Genomic DNA, 16874 nt, shown 5'->3' with positions numbered 1-16874 from the left:
TTAAATAAAACCATCCTATTAACGAGGCAGGTGACATTATAACCCCTCGGCCTGCGCGATCAGTTCCGCGAGGTCGTAAACTTTGACGGTGCTTTCCTTTTCCTTATTCTTAACGCCATCCGTCATCATGACCATACAAAACGGGCAGGCAACCGCAATGGTGTCAGCGCCAGTCGCGATGGCTTCTTCAATTCTTTCAATGTTAATATCCTTTTTACCCGGCTCCGGCTCTTTGAACATCTGTCCGCCCCCCGCGCCACAGCACAGTCCTTTGGTGCGGCATCTTTTCATTTCGACCAGATCGGCATCCAATGCTTCCAAAACCTGCCTTGGCGCCTCATAAATGTTGTTTGCACGTCCCAGATAGCAAGAATCGTGAAACGTGATTTTTTTACCTTTAAATGTTTCCCCACCTTCAATCCGCACGCGGCCCTCATCAATAAGCTGTTGCAAAAAAGTAGAATGGTGGATCACCTCATAATTTCCGCCAAGCTCGGGATATTCGTTTTTTAATGTGTTAAAACAATGCGGACAAGCCGTCACGATTTTTTTAATTCCATACATATCCAGCACCTGAATATTGGACATGGCCAGCATTTGAAAGGTAAACTCATTGCCCGCCCGCCGCGCCGGATCGCCTGTACAGCTTTCCTCTGTGCCTAGCACAGCAAATTTCACACCCGCTTTATTCAATATTTTTACAAAAGCAACCGTCACTTTTTTATAACGGTCGTCAAACGAGCCAGCGCAGCCCACCCAGAACAAAACCTCGGGAGCCTCATTATTAGCCGCCATTTCGGCCATTGTCGGCACTTTATATGTCAATTCGCTCATTTTATTCTTTCGGTTCAAGGCCGGCAGCCCAATTAAAACGGTCGCCCGGCGAAAATTTCCACGGTGCCTGATTTGTATCCAGATTTTGGAACATCATATTCCAGCTCGCAGGGGCCTGCGATTCATCCATGATCTTATGCCTGCGCAACTGTAAGATAATGTCCAGCGGATTGATCAGCACCGGACATTCCTGCACGCAAGCATTGCAAGTTGTGCAAGCATTGATTTCCTCTTCCAGTATATAATCGCCGATCAAACTCTTTCCATCCTCGACAAACTTGCCGCCATTGGCCAGCATATTTCTTCCGGCATCTTCCAGCCTGTCACGCGTGTCCATCATTATTTTGCGTGGAGATAGCTTTTTGCCCGTAATGTTGGCGGGACAAGCCGCCGTGCAGCGCCCGCATTCCGTGCAGGAATAGGCATCCATGAGATTTTTCCAAGACAAATCCTGCACATCTTTGGCGCCAAACCGGTCTGGAATTGCCGCCGCTTCACCCGTCTGGGGCGTTTCGATACCCAGCATTGTTTTGACTTCCGCTGTGATTTCAGGCATGTTATTCATCTTTCCTTTGGGTGTTAGCCGCGAGAAATAGGTGTTAGGGAAAGCCAAAACAATGTGCAAATGCTTAGAATAGGTCAGATAAACAGCGAAAACAAAGATTCCGATAATGTGAAACCACCACGCAAACCGCTCATAAATAATGAGCGTGTTTTCATCGAGTCCGGTAAATAATGGTTTAAAGAACTGACTGAAAAAGAAGTCGCCCGTTTGCCGGTAATGCGGACTTCCGAGGTCCTGTAAAACCAGGTCCGCCGCGTTCATGGTCAGGATCGCGATCATCAGCACGATTTCAAAAACCAGGATCAACTTTCCATCCAGTGCAGGCCAGCCGTTCATTTCACGGTGGCGAACAGGCTGCAATCTTTCCACTTTGGTAACGCTCCGCCGCAGCAGAAAAATGATGCAGGCGAGCAAAACGCCAATAGCAAGCAATTCAAAAAAACTGATCAATATAGGGTAAAAACCGCCTAGAAACGGGGCAAAAAGCCGATGTGTGCCTAAAATTCCGTCCAGCACAATTTCCAGAATTTCCACATTGATCAGGATAAAACCAATGTAAACCGCGAAATGCAGCACACCGATCAGCGGCCGGTCAAACATTTTTTTCTGGCCAAACGCGACACGGAGCATTGTCGAAAACCTCTCGCCAGGATGGTCCGTGCGATCTTCCGGCTTCCCGAGCAGGATCGTCGACCGGATCAGGCTCACTCTCCGATAGCCCAGCCATGCGACTGTTCCCAAGACAGCTATGAATAGTATTTGCTGAAATATCGCCATTGTTACAGATCATTTAAAACACGTATTAGTATGCAAGCATACCTTAACAAATATGGTAAAAATGTAAGTTGGTGCAAATGTTTTTGGGATAAATTATGAGAGCAGAAATGTAAAATGAAGATAATCAGCCGGGTAGGTTGTTGGAGTAAACAAATTGCTAAATATTTTCACAAATAATTTGTAAAGCCAAAACAGGTTTCTATTTTTGCACTCCCGAAAGGAACCAATTGAGCCTGGTGATGTAGCTCAGTCGGTAGAGCAAAGGACTGAAAATCCTTGTGTCGGCGGTTCGATTCCGTCCATCACCACAACTTAAAAGCCGTTACGAGCAATCGCAGCGGCTTTTTTGTTGGTAGCGTATCAGTTCTTAGTCAATCAGGATAATTGTCATACATCCGCGGCTTTTAATGTAGTACTGACTTCCAAACTGATCTGCAAATTCATAGTAGATCCAGTTTGACAATGATAATTAGTCAGCTTGGCCACTGATAACGCCGGTAAGCAGCTAGCCTGGGATTATTTGACGGTTTTACAACCCTACTAGCCGATAACTTGTGCTTCGACCACCAGAGTTTTCCTTTTCTAAAATGCCTTGTTCAACCAAATTTTGAATGTCTCTAAGCGCTGTATCTGGTGAAGTTTTCGCGATTTTTGCCCATTTGGATGTGTTAAGCTTTCCTTCAAACCCGTCCAAAAGTTTGTTAAGCAATAATTTCTGACGGTCATTTATATTTTTTTCTGCGAACAGTTTCCAGTATTTCGCCTTGTTGAGCACTGCATTTAGCGTTGTTTCCCTCGCTTCCAAAGCCCCGTCGAGGCAGTATAAAAACCATTCGAGCCATTCTGTGATGTCCAGATTGCCTTTTTGTGTTTTTTCCAAAATGTCATAATAATGTTTGCGTTTCTCCTGGATTTGGGCTGACATGCTATAAAAACGCTGCGCACTTTCATCCGAACGTGCCAATTGCATGTCGGCGATGGACCGGGCGATCCTGCCATTGCCGTCGTCAAACGGGTGGATTGTGACAACCCATAAATGTGCTATGGCAGCCTTAATTACGAGATCCAAATCACTTTTAGCATTGAACCAGCTTATAAATCGGCATTTCCTCAGGCAATCTATCGGAAGCAGGCGCATCAAAATGCACCTTTTCGCGTCCCATTGCGCCGGATACAACTTGCATGGGGCCACTCGCATTGTCTCGCCAATTCCCGATGGTAATTTTGAACATACCACTGCGACCAGTAGGAAACAACGCAGCGTGCCATCCAAATAGCCGCTCTTCCGACAATGCTTCTTGATAATGCTGAGTTGCATCAAGAAGCATTTCAACAACGCCTTCAACATGACGATCGGCTGGCGTTAACATGCCAATGTCCATACCAAGCCTGCGCGCAATGGAAGAGCGCACTTGATCAGCGTTTAGGATCTGGCCTTCAATTTCGTTTGACTTCACGGCATCCAAAGTCAGCGTTTGTAAAACGGCCTCATCCTGCAAGGAGAAGCTCAGACTTTCCATCCGTCCAACTAATTTTCCCTGCTTGTGGCGTACAGATGCCAGTAAAAAAGAAATCATCTGATGATCCCAAGTGAACGCAGGCTAAGATTCTTTTTGATGAATGTACATTGTAATCACCGCATAATGTGCGGTAAATGTAAGAGTTATTCGCCGCAGACCAGATTAATCACCGCATAAAGTGCGGCGATTTCGTGGTTTATTCGCCGCAATTTTTAGAGTTTCTCAAAAACCTCGCTTAGTGAGATATCTAGGCCTTTTGCGATTTGTTGGAGATATAGAAATGATGGGTTAATCTTTCCTGCTTCTAGACGTTGTATTGATTGCTGATCCTTGTCGATTGTGTGCGCGAGCTCTTCCTGCGTGATGTTTTTCATTTTACGCAATTCTTTTATTCTCAGACCGAGCTGTTTTAATTCAATGTCCTTTTCCATATTAATTATAAAGGACACTTTAAACAAAAACATTTTACACAACGAATACGTTGTATTTTATTGAATTTACTTACATTTATCTCATAATAGAGATTGCCTACTTACTAAAACCAATCAGCACACATGAACTTCAAAATCCTAACCCTTCCCAAATCAAAAACCCAAATCTGCCTGCACCGTGATCGGAGCGAAGAAAATCAGGAAATTGTCCGCATTACAACATTTTTAATAGACACAAATGGGCAGGAGTTAATGTTGGAAACAGTTGGGCAGTTTGCGGATGCTGGATCGGCAAGACGTTTTGTATTTGATTATTCGGAAGAATCTGCGAAGAGGTTTTTGGAAGAATGCCTGCAAGAAGATAGGATTTCACTGGTCAGCACCCAATTATAAATTTAATCCAATTTACCCCCGGTCACATATGCCCCTTCGAAATTAAAACTACATTAAAATATCCTGAATTGTCCAACAAAAAAATGGTTCAATTCTATTTTGGCTACGTTCCCGACATCGATTGCATAAAAAAATTTGGCTAAATACTTTGGCATTTCTTGCTAATCACTAACCTTTCTCATGCCAAGCGACGGATTAGAAAAAATGATAATCAATTATTTCTTCGATTATTGATATTTCGGCTCACTTGCATTCATTGCCCATTTTCCCTCAAAAATTTTTTAAGCAACGATATAATCAGGCCATCGTTGCAGCCGGTTTTGAATGTCACTTTTGCATTAATAAATAGAATAATATAAACTGTTATGATGTATGTTTAGAAAACTACAAAGTGCCTCAACCTTAGGGTTAGTGCTCATGTATGGGATGTTATCGGTTAGTAATCAGAACGTTTATGCTGGAAGCCGTCTGCATTTTACAGACAACCGTATGACGTCGGCAGAGGGAGGAAACCGGGGAATTTCTGTTTTGGATATTACGGGAAAAGTGACTGGCGATAATGGCGAAGAGCTGCCTGGCGTAAGCATTTTGTTAAAAGGAACGACGACCGGCGCCACTTCGGATGTCAATGGTTTATACAAGCTGACCATTCCAGCAGGAAATGCGACACTCGTTTTTTCTTATGTGGGTTACGTGAGTCAGGAAATTGAGGTCAACAACCGCTCTGTCATTGATGTTAAGCTGACAACGGATACCAAGGCGCTAGAAGAAATCGTAGTTGTAGGTTACGGAACCATGAAGAAAAGCGACGTGACAGGCGCGATCACTTCCGTAAAAGCGAAGGACATTACAGCCATTCCCACAACCAACGCTTTGCGGTCATTGCAAGGAAAGGTTTCCGGAATTGACATTACGCAAAGTTCTGGGCAGCCTGGCGCGAACATTAACATTGTGTTGCGCGGGAACAGGTCGTTAAAAGCTGATAACAAGCCACTTGTGCTGGTTGATGGCATTCCCTACGGCTCGTTTATCGATATTAACCCTACTGACATTGCCTCCATTGAAGTGTTGAAAGATGTTGCTTCAACGGCCATTTACGGAACGCGGGGCGCAAACGGGGTGATCATTATTACCACCAAAAAGGGATCGGCAGGAAAGTCGACGTTATCCTTTAACTCCTATGTTTCGGTAAACAAAAAAGCGCTTTATCCGCGCATGATGAATGGGGAGGAATATGCGCAGCAGAAACGCGAAGCTTACCGCACGACCAATGGGGACGTTTACAGAAAAGATGAAGATATTTTCCAGGTTACAGAGCTGCAATACATTAAGGATAAGCAGTTTGAAGATTGGCAAAGCTATATTTTCCACAACGGGCTGATGCAGAATTACGAGATCAACCTTACTGGCGGAAGCGAAAAAACTACTTTTTCAACATCTTTTGGTTACCAAAAAGATAAAGGTTTGCTGCTCAATGACGTTTATCGCCGGTTAAACGGAAAAATCGGTGTGGATCACAAACTGAATGATCGTTTCCGGGTGGGATTGAGCGCGATTTATTCATACAAAAACCAGGATATGCGCGACAATCCGCTGAATATGGCCAATAAAATCCTTCCGATTGCAAAGGCTTTTAATGATGACGGCACATTGATCCTGAATCCGGCACCAGGCTACAGCGCGCAGTTTACACCGTTGGCTGATGAACAACCCGGTGTTTTTGAAAACAACATTGTCGATAAGCGCTTGTTCTCATCGGCTTATCTGGATGTGAAAATTACCAAAGATCTGTTTTTAAAATCAACGATTGGTCTGGATTTCAGGGATTACCGCCGGGGTTATTACAAAGGATTTAACACCATTGCCAATGTCGGACGCAACTCGTCTTCCGGTGTGGAGATCAACAATAATTTCAATTATACCTGGGAAAACACATTGAATTACAACAAAACCGTTGGCAATCACCAGATCCAGGGGCTTTTGGGGACGAGTTCACTAGGGACGAGATTTGAAGAATACACTTCATCGGGGAACAACCAGGCATCGCCTATCACATCCTATCACGACCTTAATTCCAATACGATCTCCAAGGCAATCGGCAGTAAAATGAGGGAAACCACCATCGCTTCATTTTTTGGAAGGGTTAATTACAAACTGAGCAATAAATACATCTTCCAGGCATCGTTGCGTGCAGACGGATCATCGGTTCTGGCGGCTGGAAACAAATGGGGTTACTTTCCATCGATCTCGGGAGCATGGCGCGTGATTGAGGAGCCGTTTTTGCAGGATAGCAGGGTTGTAAATGATTTAAAATTGCGTCTGAGCTGGGGGAAATCGGGTAACTCGGCCATTGATCCGTATGCAACATTGGGTGGTTTAGGATTGTCTGCTTATGCTTTTGGGACGAGTGCTGCATTTGGTTACTGGCCAAGCATCATTCCGAATCCGGCCTTAACCTGGGAAACAACAGGCACCTGGAACGCGGGTTTGGATTTCGGTTTACTTGGAAACAGAATTTCCGGAACAATCGACGTTTACCGGTCGCAGACCAAAGATTTGCTCCTGCCAAGCTTGCTGCCCACCCACACAGGTTACAGCGAAATTCTCGAAAACGTAGGTCAGGTTGAAAACAAGGGCATTGAGCTTGCGATCACATCCCAAAATATCAACGGCAAAGCATTCAACTGGTCTACGGACTGGACATTCACATTGAACCGTGAAAAAATCGTGGCCTTGAATAATGGCGTAACGCGCAATGAGGCGAACAAATGGTTTGTGGGTGAGCCTACGAAGGTGTTTTTTGACTATAAAAAGATCGGGATCTGGCAGTTGGGTGAAGAGGAAGCTGCTTTGGACTTTGGTAAAAATAAACCCGGCGACGTGAAAGTGGCGGATATGAACGGAAACGGCGTGGTTGATCCGGGCGATCGTACAACTTTTTCCAATGTGCCGAAATTCTCGTTCGGGGTTAGTAACCATTTTGAATACAAAAACTTCGATCTGAGCGTATTCGTGTATGGCCGCATCGGGCATTACATCAATTACGAATACAATGCGGGCGCCTACAAACCGAGCGCACTGGAAAACTCTTCGAATGTAGACTACTGGACGCCGGAAAATCCGACTAACGCGTTCCCAAGGCCAAACAGCTCTTACTCGACAAACAATTATCTGTATCAGTCGACCCTGGGTTATGTCAAAGGCTCCTTTGTTAAAATCAGGGATGTTTCCCTGGGCTATAACATTCCGTCGGCTTTAACCAAAAAGATTGGCGTAGGGCGCGTGCGCGTGTATGGAACGCTGCAAAACTATTTCACTTTCAGCAAGATCAAGGATTATGACCCTGAGCGTGGCGGAGATCTTAGCTTCCCGCTGGTGAAGCAGATGATCTTTGGTGTAAACATTGATTTTTAATCATTTCGGCTTAAAACAGACATTCTAATGAAACTTAAAATAAAGGCTCTATTCATCGCATTTGCCTTTACCGGCCTCACATCCTGCGAAGATTATCTTGCCGAAACCAACAAGGGCGGCCTCACCGAAGATCCGTTTTACCAAACTGAACTGGGGGTAACCGCAGCCGTGAATGCCTCTTATTCAGGAACCAGGCTTTGGTATGGAAAGGAATTCCCGTCCGCTTTTGCTGAAACCGGCACGGATCTATTTCTGCGCGGCGGCGATAACAAGGCGAACCAAATTTCTGATTACACAGTGGATTTAAATGGTGCGCAAGCGAATTTGAGAGATTACTGGGCGCATTTATACAAAGCATTAAACACTTGTAACACAGCATTAAAGCTTCTTCCGTCGCCTGCCATTAACGAAGCGCTGAATAAGCAGTACGAAGGCGAAGTGCGGTTTTTGCGGGCACATTATCTGTGGCTGATCACCGAAACATGGGGTGATGTGGTGCTTCAAACGGAGCCTACTGCCGGTGCAGTAACCACTGCCAAAAGATCAAGCGTGGAGGAATTTTATAAAGTGATTTTCGCAGATCTGGACATTGCTATCACCAATCTGGCGCCAGCCAAGTCGACGAATGGACGCATTACACAGGATGTTGCCAAAGCGTTTAAAGCCAGAATGGCCCTGACCCGCGCTAGTGCAACCAACAATGCGGAAATGTATGCAACAGCAGCCACATTGGCCAAAGAAGTGATCGCTTCCGGGCGTTATACATTGTTTACGGATTTCAAATCGCTTTGGGATATGAAAAACGCAGAGGGCGGGACCAATTCGGAGGTTGTTTATTATGTCAATTACACCAATGATGACACCATGAACGGCGATTACGACGCCGCAGCCGGAAAAGGCAATAACAGCCATCTGCACTTTGTAATGGTGTACGATAAGCAGCCCGGCATGGAGCGGTCAGTTGCATACGGACGTCCTTATCAGCGTTATGTGCCCACATTGCATTTGCTGGATCTGTTCAATGAAAAGGTCGACCAGCGCTATGCGGGCACTTTTCAAACGGTTTGGCTTGCTAATGTCCCTAATCTGAAAGCTGGAACCGTGAATGGCTATCCAAAAATGGCTTTCGGCGATACATCCATGGTTTTCATGAAATCGGTTGCAACACCCGCACAAGTGGCGAATGCAGCCGGTCGCTATAAAATTTTCGACCGCAACACCATGTATAAAGAAGACGGGTCGCTTCTATTAAGGTCTCAGTTTATTCAAATGAGCAAATTAATGGATCCAACGCGCCTCACCGCCAACCAGGAATGGAGCTCGCGCGATGGTTTCGTGATTCGTATCGCCGAAATGTATCTTATTGCTGCTGAGTCTTTAATGAAAACAAATCCCGCCGAGGCACTTACTTATATCAATGATTTGCGCAAAAAACGTGCAATGCCAGGCAAGGAAGCCGGCATGGTAATAGCTGCAAAAGACCTGAACATTGATTTCATCCTCGACGAACGCGCCCGCGAGCTTGCAGGAGAACTATTCCGCTGGTACGACCTGAAACGGACAGGTAAACTAGTAAGCTACGTCCAAAAATACAATCAGGACGCCAAAGCGAACATCAAAGAAACCCATAATGTCCGCCCAATCCCGCAAGTTCAGCTTGACGCCATTACGAATAAGGAGGAATTTAAACAGAATCCAGGTTATAACTGATCGGGTTTTGAAAGGAGCATAAATCCCGAAGGGATGACATATTGGTAGAAAAAACGGCAATCGACAATTTCAAATCCCGGAGGGATGCAACATCATGCACGATGTTACATCCCTCCGGGATTTGAAAAAAAGGGGTATAACCGTTACTGCCGCACGCCGGCTACCAATATTACATCGCTCCGCGATTTGAATCGGTAGGAAGCCCCCGCGGAATTCCTTTAATATTCGCTAATGCCCCGGAGGGGCTCCCTGTTTCTAGCAAAACGAGGCAACGCATTTCGGATGGCCCCGGCGGGGCCTCCTGTTTCCGGCACATATTCAGGAGGCCCCGCCGGGGCCACATTATTAATCTTGACATCTATGCTAGAAACAGGGGGCCGCTCTGCGGCCTGCATTGGGCCGTTATTAGAAGCCCTTTGTACTAAATGAGCGTGTTCATCCACTCCATGACCCTTCCAAACCATTCTTCGAAAGTCGGATAGGTCAAAAACCCATGCTCGCCTTTTGAATAAATGTGCAGCGCACCAGGGACACCATTATTGTTGAGTGCTTTGTAAAATTCAATGCTATTAGCAGCCGGAACGACCACATCCGCACCGGAATGGACTAAAAATGTTGGCGGCGTCGCCTTAGTAACTTGAAGCTCATTCGAGAACAAACGAATCTTTTCAGCGCCTGCGTTTTTGCCCAATAAATTATCCCGTGAACCAATGTGCCCCGTGGTGTCATTGAAACTCACGACGGGATTGATCAAAATCATAAAATCGGGCCTCAGGCTGGTTTTTCCTCCTTCATCAATGTAGCGGGTTTCGAAATGTGTTCCGGCAGTGGAGGCAAGGTGGCCCCCTGCCGAAAATCCCATGATGCCTATTTTCGTTGGATCAATTCCGAATTCTGTTGCCCGTTCGCGTACGATTTTAATGGCTTGCTGTGCATCCTGGATCGGCCCGATAGACTGATCCTTCATGATCTTAGGGTCTGGTAATCTGTATTTTACTACGAATGCGGCTATGCCGAGTTTGTTGAATGCTCTGGCCACGTCGCTGCCTTCGCGCTTGGTTAGTAATGTTCCATAGCCGCCTCCGGGGCAGATGATAACCGCCGTTCCGGTCGCCTTTTCTTTGGCGGGCAAAAAGATGGTCAGGCCTGGAATGGAAACTTTGGAAGTAAGGGAATCGACCAATGTGTTGGCGGCGTGAACTTCCTGGTCCGGCCCCGAAATGGAATTCGGGACCGTTCCTGGATAGAGGTTTATGTGGGTTTGCGCAATGCTTTTCAGGCCTAAAAACGAAATAAATGCAGTCAGGCAAAACGATTTCACTTTTGGCATATTAAGGCACTTTTGAATCCGTGATCGTCAAAATTCCCTGCATAACCCGCCAATGTCCCGGAAATGAACAGATAAACGGATATTCGCCCGGCTGGCTTGGTGCTTTGAATTCCAGCCTAAAACTTTTCCCGGAGTTAACCAGTGGCGTTGCAAACAAAACATCCGGCGTCGAGGGGACAAAATTCTTTTCAAAACCATCCTTCAGACTCGCCATCGCGTCCGCCGCTTCACCAACTTTTTCAGCCGTGCCGGGCCTCACGATCACAACATTATGCGGCATCAGATCAGGGTTTTCAAAAACCAATGTAACGGCTCTTCCCGCGGGAACGGTGAGTGCTTTTTTATCAAAAGCCATTTTGGCTTCTATCGCTACAAGCTTTATTTCAATCGTCCCCATATTTTCCAGCATCGAAAGCACTTCTTTTCTGTCTTTTTCCGGCACGCTACTGACCATATTTTTCATCGCTGTAATGGCTACGGCGAATGCTTGCGAATTCTGGATGGATTCCGGCGTGCGGTTTAGTGATGCGATCAAATCCTTTGTTGGCTGCGTCTTGGAGGCGCTTTCCATAGTTATTCTCATTAATAAAGGATAGCCAGCCGCCGGGGCATTCGGAGCGGTTTCTTTCACTTTATTATAAAAAGAAGCGCGCAAATCGGCATTGGTCAACATTGAAATGCCTGTCAAATAGGCCGTTGGTTTCTCCTGAATCGCCTTTTGCAAAGTCTGGTCGGATTGGCTCGCCGTAATTATTGCTGCAAAACCGGTCGCCTGCATAACCTGACTTGTATCCACATTGATCAACTTTGTCAATTCAGCCTGATTTTGTTTCAATTCCGAAGGTTCGGAAGCCAGTAAAAGTTTAATGAGCTCCTGTTGCGCTGGATTATATAGGTTTCCTTTCCTGCTTTTTTCTTCCTCCCGGATTGCATTTAGCAGCACATTCACTTTCCCAGTTTTCTGAGTTTTGGCAAGACTGCTCACCGCTTCCTGCTTTTTCCCGGCATTAATATCCGGCCTGGTCAACATGGCAGTAAGCACGTCGGGAGATTGTGGTAATGTAGCTAGTTCCTGCGCATTCGCCAGTTTTAACAAATAACGGTTACCTTGACTTCCTCCGAAACCCCTTCCTTGTTTCATGCCTGCGAGCCAGATCGGTTTTAAAAACCTGAATGTTTCATGCACGGCATAATCCATGTAATAATCAGTCGGATACTTGAAAATGTCCGCGGCAGCAGTGACAGCCTGTTCCGAATTGAAATAACTCAATGCGACAACCGCCTCAATCCGCACGCGTGGCGATTTATCATTGAGCCTGACACGCATCATTTCCAGCGAGCCGGGAATGCGATCGCGCCAGTGGAGGAGTAATTTTGTGGCAGCAGCGCGTGCCTGAGGCTCTTTTGCATGGAGCAATGTTTTTAAAATGTTTGGTTCAACCACATTGAAATCCTGGTAAAGCCACAATCCTTCGAGCAGATTATGTTCGTATTGCGGATCGTTTTTATCCAATGCAGCCACCCATTTTTTCAGTTCCGGCAAAACTTCCCCCGCTTTCTTTTCGCGGATCTGTGCCCGCGAACGATAGCGAAAACGGTCTTCGTAGGCTTTGAGATTATCGAGTAATTCGGGAATGCTTTGCTTTGAAACGTCCGTTACTTTCAGCACGGGCTTGCCTTTGTAAGTGATCCGCCAAACGCGGCCGTGCGATTTGTCCCGGGCCGGATCGCGCGGCGGGTTTTCTCCATGCGAGATCAGCGGATTGTACCAGTCTACAATATATAAGCCGCCGTCCGGGCCAAATTCAATGTCGATCGGGCGGAAATTCGGATCCTGGGATTGCAGGATCGCCTCCACTTCCTTACTGCCGATTCCCGAGCCGCGCGGAATGATCCGGTGCTGCTTCGTGCCCTGGAAACCAATGTTGTTATTGACCAGAAAATCACCCTGAACCTCATCCGGAAACTGTCGGCTGGAAACGATTTCGATGCCCGCCGTGGGCCTTACACGCGTTTCAGTGAACATTTCAATGCGCGGATGCTTGTCCGGATAAGTCACATTTCCGGTCATAGGTGGCGCGAAATAATTGGAACCATCGGATGCATCACCGATCAAATGCATGCCCCATTTATCAAAAACACTTCCCCAGGGATTGTAATAAGGATAGGAAATGTAATGCGTGAGTTTCGCTGTGCGCGGCTCGTAACGATAGGTCGCGCCCGCGTAGGAACGGATCGGGCCGTAAGGCGTTTCCACTTGTGAATTCAGGAATGTGCCTTCATTGAAATACAATGCACCATCCTGCCCGAACGTGAACGCGTGGGTTGCGTGATGGCTGTCTTCGGAGCCGAAACCAGTCAGAACCACTTCCCGCAAATCCGCTTTGTCGTCGCCGTTGGTGTCTTTTAAAAACACAATATCCGGTTCCTGGGACACATAAATGCCGCCATCGCCAAATTCGAAGCCCAACGGCAAGTAAAGATCATCCGCAAAAACGGTGTGCTTATCGGCCTTACCGTCTGCATCTGTATCTTCCAGGATCACAATTTTGTCGTGAACCGGAATGCCGGGAAAATATTGCGGATAAGTGGGCATCGTCGCCACCCAAAGCCTGCCACGCGCATCGAAGTTCATAGCGACCGGTTTTTCAATCGGGAAATTCTTTTCCGACGCAAAAAGATTGATCTCATAACCTTCCGGCAGCTTGAATCCTTCGGTCGTTGCAGGCCACGTTTTTTCATGATGTGCATGGGCGGCTGCTTTGGCAGCCTCGCCCTGCCGCCCCGTCATCGGAATGTCGGGTGTCAGCATCGGGTCAACAGGTTTTCCGCGCCTGTCGACGATTTCAATGGCTTTTTTGTAAGCCTCTGCGTTATTGCTTTTGCCCATTTCCCAGATCACCGAATCCAGCGAAGCCGTCATTTGGTTCAATTTCCTAAGTTCCGGAGGAAATGCGATCACGCCGAACGGCTCTCTTCGCCGGCCATAAATATATTCTCCGTTGACCGCACGCCAGCGGTAAAAGAAGTGATCGTCCTTCATCTTGATCACCGCCAAAAGCTTCTTGCTGTTTTCCGAGTTCAGGTCGGGCATTTTACCAAAACCCAGCGACTGGGCCATCCATTCGGCAGCGAGCTTGTAACCGTTTCCGGTCAGGTGAATGCCATTTATGGTGAGCTTTTCCTGGCCTTTTTGCTTCATTTTTGCAATCGAAGGTGTGAAAAGATCAATGAAATAAATCCCTTTTGCAGACGCCGTTTTTTGCATCGCTTTGGCATATAATTCAAGATTTTTGTTGTGCTCGGCAGGATTTGGGAAATTTATGCCCAGTTCTTCATGTGCAATTGGAGAAACCAGCACCAGCGCAGGAGCTGAACGACCATTGTATTGATTTTTTTGCAGGTTTTGGATGAATACAATGAGGTCTTTTTCAAATTGCGGCAGGCCGGCTGGACCTTTAAATGCTTCATTCATTCCAAAACACAAGAAGATCATGTCCGCTTTCTGATCATAGAGATCCTGGTTGAGGCCTTCGAAATTAAGCGCTACGGGCATAATGATACGCTCACCCTCATGTGTAAAACCTTGAAATTTCACCTCCTTCTGGCCTTCTGTAAGCCTGGTTGTTTTTTCTCCAAACCCCGGAAAATTCAACGGGCGCGGCTGTAAACCTACTTCATCCGCACTCCACCCCATGTTTCGCATGGTTAATTGCTTGCCTGGGAAGTTTTTCTGGAGTAATGTTTCAAAGTAGCCGTAATGTCGCATCCGGTCGGCAAATGTGTTGCCGAGGAGAATGATATGGTCGCCATTTTTAGGCGCAAAACCGGGGTTAGGCGCTTGTGCGTTCGCAAATGTGACCGACAAAAAAACGATGGCCAGAAGGATATGCTGAAATTTGGACTTCATAATCAATGAGGTAAGTCAATAAAAGGGCGGTTGGACTACCAGCCGTTGTTTTGTTCCAGGTTCGGGTTTTTCTCTATCTCGCGCTGCGGAATGGGCATGAAATACATTTTTTCCTGAAAAACATAAGGCACGCCATCCACCGGTTTTGCTTTGTAAGTGTACGTTCCGTTTGCGTTTTTGGTGATGTACATGGCGTTAAACTGCTTGCCGTTCAGCACTTGCGCGGCAATTTTCCAGCGTCTCAGGTCCCAATAGCGCTTGCCTTCAAAAGCCAGTTCAATAAAGCGCTCGTGGCGGATCTTATCACGCATTTGCTTCGCAACTTAAAGCAATGTCTGCTGAATCGTCGGGGCGGTTGTTTAGTATTAACTTCCGCAGTAAAATATTGAAAATATGATACTTTTACTTTCAATATTCTCATTATTAGCCCGAATAGTTATCCTGTACCGTCCTGCTTATTTGAAATAACCACTAACCTTCATTGTTGTTAGCAGCAACATTAACTCCCGAAAACCCGCACATCCGTAATCTTGTGCCGGTGCGTTTCGAGGAATTCACAAAATGTTTTGATCTGCCTCATTTGTGCGGAGAAGTCGATGGAATGGTCGTATTCTTCCTGATATACTTTTTTAAAATCCGTGATCACATATTTCAAGCTCCGGATTCCTTTGCTGCGTAATGCGGGGAGGTAAAAATTTTGGTGGCTGTCTGCGTAACATCCTGGTACATAATTGCTTGTTGTCTTAATGTCAACGGCAACAATCTTTCCCAGCACGTCCACATAGCCGTAAAGCAGCACGTTTTCAATCTGATATTCGCAATAGACCTGAGTTTTCAGCATGGGACGGGGCAAGAGTGCGCGCACGCCGGAAATGATTTCGGGGTCAAATTCTTCTTCGTCGATGCCTTTGATCACGGCTTCCTCAAAGGAAACGCCTTTGCGCTGAGCCTCCGTCTGCGGGACGGGGAGGCGGTTAATGTTATTCAGGAGCTCAGTTTCGCTGATATAACCCTTTTCAAATCGGTCAAAACGATTGAGCAGTGTGGGGTAAAGTTTGTATTTAACAGTGTTTGAGAACATGTTTTGAAGTTCTGCTAATGGGATAAATGGAAACGATAGGCCAATGTTACGGCAATAAAACTGAATTTATCGTTCGGCGTATCACTGTACGACTCACTTTCTTCGGGATTAATCAAGCGCATGCCGGAAGTCGCGTCCAGCTTGTCTGTTCGCACGAAATAGAAGCGATAGTCAATGCCGACCTTCCAATGTTTTAACATTTTGTAGTCCAGAGAAGTGCCTAATGGCAGGAGTCCTTCGCGTGTTTTTCGAATATTAGCCAGGCTTTTTGGTTGCCCCCAGCGCAGAAAATGCGGATTTCGTGCACTTAGTTTGCTGTTGGTAAAACGGAGCAATTGATTGTCATCCATATCGTAAGCATTGGCATTAAAATAAATAATTCCTAACCCTCCATAAATGCTAAAACTGGCGTTACCGGGTTCAAAGTGATTGAATTGTTCGGTTACGTTCCATTTTATTATCGCCTCAACACTATTATAAGCATTCACAAACCAGGAATTGAAAAATGCGGGTTTCTGGCCGCCAAGCTTTCCGGAATAATAGTCCAGATGCAGGGAAATATTTTTATTGAAGGCCCGCCCCATGCTCACACCCGACACGCCACGCATATCCTGGTCGCCAAGCTCTCCAAAAAACTGCGTCAACCCGGCTTTAACGCTCAGGGTAAAAGGCTGATAGTCATTCCTGTCGTAACTTTTTTTGTGGCTTACGCCGTTGGTGGAGGCAATGCGCCGTGTTTGTGCGTTTGCAGTCCATGTGATAATGGTCAGCAAGGCGGCTAGTAAATATTGATGCATGGTTGACAACCCGTTAACTGTTAGTCCTTAGTAGTTTTTCCTTTTAGACGCAGGTTTCCGGTTTTGGTCATCATGGCTTTTTATTTACATGATCCATCTGATCAGAATAACA

11 protein-coding genes, 1 tRNA gene and 1 pseudogene are annotated in these 16874 nt (G+C 46.2%); 4 read left to right on the top strand and 9 right to left on the bottom strand.

The window, feature by feature from the left end; genetic code table 11:
- Positions 1 to 36: 36 nt before the first annotated feature.
- Together MUK70_RS22480 and MUK70_RS22475 are read right to left on the bottom strand one after the other, a co-directional pair.
- Positions 37 to 834 (bottom strand): (Fe-S)-binding protein, encoded by a 798-nt coding sequence (locus tag MUK70_RS22480; RefSeq protein WP_234655229.1) that lies wholly within the window; start codon positions 832 to 834, stop codon positions 37 to 39.
- 1 nt (position 835) lies between these two features.
- Positions 836 to 2176 carry a 4Fe-4S dicluster domain-containing protein gene (locus MUK70_RS22475; RefSeq protein ID WP_234655228.1) on the bottom strand — a complete coding sequence of 447 codons (1341 nt, stop codon included), beginning with the start codon at positions 2174 to 2176 and terminating at the stop codon, positions 836 to 838.
- Positions 2177 to 2411: 235 nt separating this feature from the next.
- On the opposite strand from MUK70_RS22475, the gene MUK70_RS22470 reads away from it, so the two are divergent.
- Positions 2412 to 2484: transfer RNA gene (locus tag MUK70_RS22470), tRNA-Phe, on the top strand.
- A 221-nt stretch (positions 2485 to 2705) separates the two neighbouring features.
- Here the strand turns inward: MUK70_RS22470 and MUK70_RS31295 are convergent.
- Together MUK70_RS31295 and MUK70_RS22460 are read right to left on the bottom strand one after the other, a co-directional pair.
- A pseudogene (locus MUK70_RS31295) lies at positions 2706 to 3753 on the bottom strand (Fic family protein).
- 155 nt (positions 3754 to 3908) lie between these two features.
- Positions 3909 to 4127 carry a helix-turn-helix domain-containing protein gene (locus MUK70_RS22460; RefSeq protein WP_234655227.1) on the bottom strand — a complete coding sequence of 73 codons (219 nt, stop codon included), beginning with the start codon at positions 4125 to 4127 and terminating at the stop codon, positions 3909 to 3911.
- A gap of 123 nt (positions 4128 to 4250) precedes the next feature.
- Between MUK70_RS22460 and MUK70_RS22455 the strand changes: the two genes are divergently transcribed.
- The 3 genes from MUK70_RS22455 to MUK70_RS22445 all read left to right on the top strand — a co-directional run bounded on the left by MUK70_RS22455 (position 4251) and on the right by MUK70_RS22445 (position 9644).
- Positions 4251 to 4520, top strand: a complete 270-nt coding sequence (locus tag MUK70_RS22455) for a hypothetical protein (RefSeq protein ID WP_234655226.1) — start codon at positions 4251 to 4253, stop codon at positions 4518 to 4520.
- Positions 4521 to 4892: 372 nt separating this feature from the next.
- Positions 4893 to 7934, top strand: coding sequence for a SusC/RagA family TonB-linked outer membrane protein (locus tag MUK70_RS22450; protein WP_234655225.1), 3042 nt, complete (start codon positions 4893 to 4895; stop codon positions 7932 to 7934).
- Between the two features lie 27 nt (positions 7935 to 7961).
- Entirely contained in the window at positions 7962 to 9644 is a 1683-nt protein-coding gene (locus MUK70_RS22445; RefSeq protein WP_234655224.1) for a RagB/SusD family nutrient uptake outer membrane protein, read from the top strand.
- A gap of 421 nt (positions 9645 to 10065) precedes the next feature.
- On the opposite strand, the gene MUK70_RS22440 is transcribed toward MUK70_RS22445, so the two are convergent.
- The 5 genes from MUK70_RS22440 to MUK70_RS22420 form a co-directional block, all read right to left on the bottom strand.
- The gene (locus MUK70_RS22440) at positions 10066 to 10974 is read right to left on the bottom strand and encodes an alpha/beta hydrolase (RefSeq protein WP_234655223.1); all 909 of its coding nucleotides are present in this window, start codon (positions 10972 to 10974) and stop codon (positions 10066 to 10068) included.
- A gap of 1 nt (position 10975) precedes the next feature.
- Complete coding sequence (locus tag MUK70_RS22435; protein WP_234655222.1) at positions 10976 to 14884, bottom strand: PVC-type heme-binding CxxCH protein; 3909 nt, start codon at positions 14882 to 14884, stop codon at positions 10976 to 10978.
- Positions 14885 to 14919: 35 nt separating this feature from the next.
- Positions 14920 to 15195 (bottom strand): RagB/SusD family nutrient uptake outer membrane protein, encoded by a 276-nt coding sequence (locus tag MUK70_RS22430; protein WP_234655221.1) that lies wholly within the window; start codon positions 15193 to 15195, stop codon positions 14920 to 14922.
- Between the two features lie 188 nt (positions 15196 to 15383).
- Positions 15384 to 15965: a hypothetical protein gene (locus MUK70_RS22425; RefSeq protein WP_234655220.1), complete on the bottom strand. Its 582-nt coding sequence runs from the start codon at positions 15963 to 15965 to the stop codon at positions 15384 to 15386.
- Between the two features lie 14 nt (positions 15966 to 15979).
- Positions 15980 to 16762: a hypothetical protein gene (locus MUK70_RS22420; RefSeq protein ID WP_234655219.1), complete on the bottom strand. Its 783-nt coding sequence runs from the start codon at positions 16760 to 16762 to the stop codon at positions 15980 to 15982.
- Between the last annotated feature and the right edge of the window lie 112 nt (positions 16763 to 16874).

This window comes from Dyadobacter chenwenxiniae (assembly GCF_022869785.1).
Classification (GTDB): domain Bacteria; phylum Bacteroidota; class Bacteroidia; order Cytophagales; family Spirosomataceae; genus Dyadobacter; species Dyadobacter chenwenxiniae.
Note: the sequence above shows the minus strand (reverse complement) of the source record. Positions and strands in the feature narration are given on the sequence as shown.